Below are 4,814 nucleotides of genomic sequence, written 5' to 3'. Positions count from 1 at the left end.
TCCGGGCGCAAGGACTCTGTACTTCATCCGGTGTCGTCGAAGCCGGATGCAAAGTCTCTATCGGCACCCGCCTGAAACGCGCCGGTATGCATTGGACACTCAAGGGCGCCAACGCCATCATCGCCCTCCGTTGCTGCCATCTCAGTGGTAGATCTGAGGACTTCTGGGAAAGGAGGCATGCCGCTATCGCCGCCTGATCCGTCACTTTTCCGCCGTACACCCCTGCGCCAGGCGTCGCTGCAGGCGGCTAACGACCAAATCAGTAATGCCATTGCCAACCTGCCCATCTTTCCGTACTATTCCTTCGATCTCGATGTGCTCTAAGGCAGCGTGGACGGCCAGAAGTTCGCAGTGGAACGGCCAACCGTCAAGGCGCGCTACTCGCGCAAGTATTTCGGCCGCGGCAGGGGTGTCGTGGCTTACACGTTATTGTGCAATCACGCGCCGTTGCAGGGCTGGCTCATTGGCGCACACGAATTTGAAGCTCATTACGTATTCGATATCTGGTACCGCAACACGTCAGACATCGTGCCAACCGCGATTACCGGCGACACGCACAGCGTCAACAAAGCCAACTTTGCCGTCTTGCACTGGTTCGGATTGCGCTTCGAGCCGCGCTTCACCGATCTGGAAGAGCAACTGAAAGATCTCTACTGCGCCGACGATCCGGCACTGAGAAATGTCTGGTTCGGCCCGTCAGCCAGATCGACCGGCAAGCAATCGTGGAGGAGAAAGACAACATCGACCAGATCGTCGCCACGCTGGGCCTCAAGGAAATGACCCAGGGGACGCTGATTCGCAAGCTATGCACCTACACCCAGCCAAATCCCACGCGACGTGCGATCTTCGAGTTTGACACGCTGATCCGCAGCATCTACACCCTGCGCTATCTCCGCGACCCGCAGTTGCAGCGCAAGGTCCACCGCTCGCAGAACCGGATCGAGTCCTACCACCAACTACGTTCGGTCATCGCCCAGATCGGCGGCAAGAAAGAACTGACCGGCAGGACCGACATTGAAATCGAGATCAGCAACCAGTGTGCGCGGCTGATCGCGAACGCTATCATCTACTACAATTCCGCGATCCTCTCGCGGCTGCTGATCAGGTACGAGGAAAGCCAGAACGCGAAAGCCCTGGACATGATCCAGAAGATCTCACCGGCGGCATGGCGCCACGTCCACATGAATGGCCACTACACCTTCCGTGGCAACGGGCAACTCATCGACCTGGATGCGATCATAGCGGGAATTAATCTGACGTGACGGAATTTTCGGCGGTTTGGGCTTACAACCCCGAGATGGGCTTTCCCGTCAAAGTCATGTAAGTGCGAACCGACCGTCGTGGTCATCGTCAGTCGGGGAAATAAAGCGGCAGTCTGTCGAGGTTCTGGTAGCTGGTATTCCTATTGAGGCGTACGATGGCCTGGGCGAGAAGCCGATGAGCACGCCCGTGTCGCACCGATTCGGCAACCATGGGCGGCTCTGCTGGCCGTATACGAATCACACTCCGAGGAGACGGCTGGAGTTAAAGCCGAAGCAGCGGGACGTGGCTGAACGGTTCCGAGTCAGCGAGGCGAGCGTGTTTGGATGGGAGGCAAATACTGCGCCACCGAACTTCAGGCAGCTTCCGGCGATTATCGAGTTCCTGCGATTCGACCCGGTGCCGGAGCCTGATTCAGTCAGACTCCAGGTCACAGCTGTCAGAAGCTTAGGCGTAGTCCAAATTGGATCTGCCGGTTCGATCCAAAGCCACCGAGTGTCCCGAGCGCGCCGAGGCTACGGCCGAAGTTCGCCGGTGCAATAAGATTCGCGCCTGGCAGGCCGAACTGCGGTGTGTTGAAAGCGTTGAACATCTCCGTCCTGAACTGTAAGGACCGTGACTCACCAAGAGCGAAATTCTTAAAGACCGAAAGGTCCCAGTTAAACGCAGCCGGCCCCCGAACCACGTTACGTCCCAGGTTCCCGAAAGTGCCGGTTTGCGGCGCGCGAAACGCTGCCCAGTTAATCTGCGAATTAGGGATATCGACCTTTCCCGGCTTCCAGGAGACCCCAGGCACCACATCCGCGCGCGAGCTTGCCGTTCCGATGCGCATCGAATCGCAGCCGCATACGACATTGACCGGGAAGCCGGTCCGCATCACTGTCATCCCGTTCGCCTGCCAGCCGGAGCCCAACCAATCCGGCAGCCGCGGGGCTTTCGGTATTTCGTAGCTGTAGTCGTACTGCAGCATGTGCCGAGTATCAAAATCCGCGCTGCCGTAACCGTCGCGGCGGTTTTGGTCGTCCTGCGAATTCGTTCCAAATGCGATGCCGCCTTCATCGAGCGTGTGGGACCAAGTGTAGTTCATGTTGGCGCTCATGCCCTTGGCGAAGCGCTTCTTAAACGTTACCTGCAAGGCGTTGTAGTTCGAGTTCAGATCGTTGCGGCTAAGAGTTATGTTTCCGAACTGCGGATATGGTCTTTGCGCTGTGCCGGGAAACAGCCGGTTCAGGTTCCTCGGTCCGGTCAAATGCAGCGCCCGATTCCCAACGTAACCGACCTGCATCATCGAATTGCCGGGCAAAGCCTGCTGCACATTGAAAGACCGCTGCTCCGTGTAAGCCGTGCGCCAGTTCTTTTCGAGCGCCGTGAGCGAAGTGACACCGGCGAAGGAGCCGATAACGGGGAACGGGAATCCCACGAGCGTGGGCACCTGCTGCCGCGTGACCGAAGACGCCTGTTGGGAAATATTATTTGGCACGTTCTGCGCCATCGCCGCATTGAGGCTTGAGTAAAACATCCCGAACCCGGCACGGATTACTGTCTTCTGCGATGCCCCGGGAGTCCACGCAATTCCAAACCTGGGGGCGAAGTTCTTGGTCGGTGCGTTCAACAACTGCGTGCCCACCGGATCCAGCCGGCCAGCCGCCGGATCAAAGTTTGCAATCCGGCCATGCGACTCGGTGGGTGACGTGTCGTACTGGTAGCGCAAGCCGGCATTGATTACCAGACGGCGGTTGACTTGAATATCGTCCTGAACAAAGAAATTGTAGTAGGTGTTCCGCATGCCGGCACGCGGCTGTCCAAGCGTTCCGGCCGAGAATGGGTTGTTGATGGCGAATTCGGAGAGCGTCTGGTATGTGACAATCCGCTGAAACCGGAGTTCCTTATTGTCCTGATTGCGGATGATCTGCGTTCCGAACTTCAACTGATGCCGACCACGCACCCAGGAGAGCGTATCGAGCCAGGAGAATGAATTGTTCGCAACCAGGAGATCAAAGAGGTTGGGCCCCAAACCCGCCGAACCGCTTCCCAGAGCCGTGATCGGAAAGTTGCGCGTCTCCTCGTCCATCGCCGAGCGCGGATCGATGCGCATCCGATTGAAGGAGATTCCGGCTTCGTTCAGCAAACTCGGAGAGATCACCTTGGTATATGTCAGCTTGGAGTTCTGCAAGCGTCCGGGAATGCCTTGAACTTGTCCCTTCGCGACGCCGAAGTAGTTTGCGGTAAGGGAGTCACTCAGGTTGTAGCGGAACGAGAGAGAGTCTGACGAGGATATCCGATAGTCCGCTTTGATCGCGGCGGCGTCTTCCCGCAGTGAGTTCGATACGTTCCGCACGAAACGGCCGAGCCGCGGGTCCGTCGGGGATGTCTCCCCGTTGGGCAGCGGCAGCAGATCCACCACCGGCCGGACGCGGGGGTCGACGGTCTGCCGGAAAGCTTCCGTGGGAACAAATGTGTTCTGCGTGATCCCGAGCCTTTGCCGGATCCCTTCATAGTTGGTGAAGAAGAACAGCTTGTCCCTCACGATGCGCCCACCGAGCGACCCGCCGAACTGATTGAGCCGGAATGGGGGCTTCGTTCCAGTGTTGAAGTAGTTTCGGGTGTCGAGCTTTTCATTGCGGAAGTATTCAAAAAGGCCGCCATGCCACTGATTTGTCCCCGATTTCGTGATGAGGTTCACCACCCCGCCCATGGCTTGCCCGAACTCGGCGGAGAATGACGTGGCGTAGACACGAAACTCCTGGACCGCGTCGACACTAGCTCTCGTGATTCGGTTCCGCGATGCTCCATAGGTATTGTCGAGCGAATCGAAATCCACACGGCTTGCGTCGGCGCCGTCGATAAGGAAACGCAAACCGCCTTCAGACCGGAAGGTCGAAGAGCCATTCATCGACTGTTGCGTCGCACCGCCCAGCAGAACGGCGCCAGGGATGATGGTGAGCAATTGCGTCAAGTTGCGTCCATTGAGCGGCAGGTTGTTCAACTGCTGCTGGCCGACGATGCCACCCAGTGTTGTCGATGCCGTATCCACCAGGGGCTGCGAATCGGCGACAGTCACCGTCTCGGTAACAGCGCCGGGTTCGAGCGGGATGGTGACGCGCAGACGATCGGACACTCGCAGTTCCAGGTTCGGCCGCACCTGTGTTTTGAAACCGCGAGCCGACGCGCTTAACGTGTAAGCGCCAATGCGAAGCACGGGAATCACGAAGTTGCCATCCGGCCCGGTGACGGTTTCGCTAACAGCCGAGGTGCCCTGATTCCGTGCGCTTATCTTTGCGCCCGGAACAACAGCGCCGGAGCCGTCGATCACGGTGCCGAGTATCGTACCGGAATCAAGTTGCGCAACGAGCGGAATTGCGGAGAATATCAACAGAGAAAGGCTCACCAATATTCGCATGGTGGCCAGATTATATATCTCGTGGGGTGTACGGCGCAAGAGTGATTCGAATCAGTGTCGCAGCCAAATGAAAATGTCCTATTCTGCCAAGTAGAAATGTCCTACTCGTGGATCGGGCCGCCCCTCGCCATTCCCCTCTGGATGCATGGTGTTG

At 58.0% G+C, this 4,814-nt stretch carries 2 protein-coding genes and 1 pseudogene; 2 read left to right on the top strand and 1 reads right to left on the bottom strand.

Going from position 1 to position 4,814, the window contains the following annotated elements; translation table 11 throughout:
• The coding region (locus SGJ19_28825; protein MDZ4784270.1) for an ISKra4 family transposase at positions 1-197 on the top strand (197 nt) is incomplete at its 5' end.
• A 25-nt stretch (positions 198-222) separates the two neighbouring features.
• Positions 223-1,262, top strand: a pseudogene (locus SGJ19_28820) (Tn3 family transposase).
• Between the two features lie 437 nt (positions 1,263-1,699).
• Here the strand turns inward: SGJ19_28820 and SGJ19_28815 are convergent.
• The gene (locus SGJ19_28815; GenBank protein MDZ4784269.1) at positions 1,700-4,660 is read right to left on the bottom strand and encodes a TonB-dependent receptor; all 2,961 of its coding nucleotides are present in this window, start codon (positions 4,658-4,660) and stop codon (positions 1,700-1,702) included.
• Positions 4,661-4,814 lie beyond the last annotated feature (154 nt).

This window comes from Planctomycetia bacterium (assembly GCA_034440135.1).
Lineage (GTDB): Bacteria > Planctomycetota > Planctomycetia > Pirellulales > JALHLM01 > JALHLM01.
Note: the sequence above shows the minus strand (reverse complement) of the source record. Positions and strands in the feature narration are given on the sequence as shown.